Origin of the sequence: Mesorhizobium sp. M1E.F.Ca.ET.041.01.1.1, assembly GCF_003997355.1 — a bacterium.
Taxonomy (GTDB): Bacteria; Pseudomonadota; Alphaproteobacteria; order Rhizobiales; family Rhizobiaceae; genus Mesorhizobium.
The window spans coordinates 1-2,021 of record NZ_RZSL01000841.1; the positions used below are offsets into that span (position 1 = coordinate 1).

The window sequence follows — 2,021 nt, forward strand, 5'->3', positions numbered from 1 at the left end:
GATGCAGCTTGAGCTCCGGGCCGGTCACAATGACCGAGCGGCCGGAATAGTCGACGCGCTTGCCGAGCAGGTTCTGGCGGAACCGGCCCTGCTTGCCCTTCAGCATGTCCGACAGCGACTTCAGCGGACGCTTGTTGGCGCCGGTGATGACGCGGCCGCGGCGGCCGTTGTCGAAGAGCGCATCGACGGCCTCCTGCAGCATGCGCTTCTCGTTGCGCACGATGATGCCCGGCGCGCGCAGTTCGATCAGCCGCTTCAGGCGGTTGTTGCGGTTGATGACGCGGCGATAGAGGTCGTTGAGGTCGGACGTGGCGAAACGGCCGCCGTCCAGGGGAACCAGCGGACGCAGGTCCGGCGGGATCACCGGAACCACCTTCATGATCATCCATTCCGGACGGTTGCCGGATTCCATGAAGTTCTCGACGACCTTGAGCCGCTTGAGCAGTTTCTTCTGCTTCAGCTCGGACGTGGTCGAAGCCAGCTCCGAGCGCAGGTCGCCGGCGATCTTCTCCAGGTCCATGCCGGCAAGCAGGTCATGGATGGCTTCGGCGCCGATCATGGCGGTGAAGGAATCCTCGCCATATTCGTCGACGGCCAGCATGTACTCTTCCTCGCTGAGCAGCTGGTGCTCCTTCAGCGCGGTGAGGCCCGGCTCGGTGACGATGTAGTTCTCGAAGTATAGGACGCGCTCGATGTCCTTCAGCGTCATGTCGAGCAGCGTGCCGATGCGCGAGGGCAGCGACTTCAGGAACCAGATATGGGCGACGGGCGCGGCGAGCTCGATATGGCCCATGCGCTCGCGGCGGACGCGCGACAGCGTGACTTCGACGCCGCACTTCTCGCAGATGACGCCCTTGTACTTCATGCGCTTGTACTTGCCGCACAGGCACTCGTAGTCCTTGATCGGGCCAAAAATGCGCGCGCAGAACAGACCGTCACGCTCCGGCTTGAAGGTGCGGTAGTTGATGGTCTCCGGCTTTTTGATCTCGCCGAACGACCAGGACAGAATCTTCTCAGGGCTGGCGAGCGAGATCCGGATGGAATCGAACACCTGCGCAGGCGCCTGGGGGTTGAAGAGATTCATGACCTCTTGGTTCATGCCGTTCTCCTTTTCGGGGTCCTCGAAAACCCCTTGCATCGAACGCGGGCCGAATGCCCGCAGACTGGCCGGCCTGACCGGCCGAAGAATTTGAGGGGCGCGCCGCTTCTTGGCTAGCGGCGCGCCATTGCCTTATTCGGCTGCGTCGGGCAGCCGCACGGCTTCGTCGACCTTGGTGTTTTCCAGTTCGACATTGAGGCCGAGAGACCGCATTTCCTTGACGAGAACGTTGAAGCTCTCGGGGATGCCGGCCTCGAACGTGTCGTCGCCTCTGACGATCGCCTCGTAGACCTTGGTGCGGCCGGCGACGTCGTCCGACTTCACCGTCAGCATTTCCTGCAGCGTGTAGGCGGCGCCATAAGCTTCCAGCGCCCAGACCTCCATTTCGCCGAAGCGCTGGCCGCCGAACTGCGCCTTGCCGCCCAGCGGCTGCTGGGTGACGAGCGAGTACGGACCGATCGAGCGCGCGTGGATCTTGTCGTCCACCAGGTGGTGAAGCTTGAGCATATAGATGTAGCCCATCGTCACCTTGCGATCGAACGGCTCGCCGGTGCGGCCGTCATAAAGCTGCGACTGACCGCTGGTGTGCAGGCCCGCCTGCTCCAGCATGGTGTTGATGTCGGCCTCGTGCGCGCCGTCGAACACCGGGGTCGCGATGGAGACGCCGCGGCGCATCTGCTCGCTGAGGCGAATGATGCTCTCGTCGTCATACTCGCGGATCGGCTCGTTGCGGTCGTTGGAAGGCATGAAGCTTTCCAGCGTCTTGCGCAGCGGCTTGATGTCGCCGCCCGCCTTGTAGGCGTCGATCAGCTCGCCGATCTTCCGGCCCATGCCGGCGCAGGCCCAGCCCAGATGCGTCTCCAGGATCTGGCCGACATTCATGCGGCTCGGCACACCCAGCGGGTTGAGCACGATATCGGCA

Annotated in this window: 2 pseudogenes; both read right to left on the reverse strand. The window is 63.4% G+C overall.

Annotated features, from left to right (window positions below):
* A pseudogene (locus tag EOA38_RS34910) lies at nucleotides 1–1,099 on the reverse strand (DNA-directed RNA polymerase subunit beta'); the annotation flags it as partial.
* Nucleotides 1,100–1,231: 132 nt separating this feature from the next.
* A pseudogene (locus tag EOA38_RS34915) lies at nucleotides 1,232–2,021 on the reverse strand (DNA-directed RNA polymerase subunit beta); the annotation flags it as partial.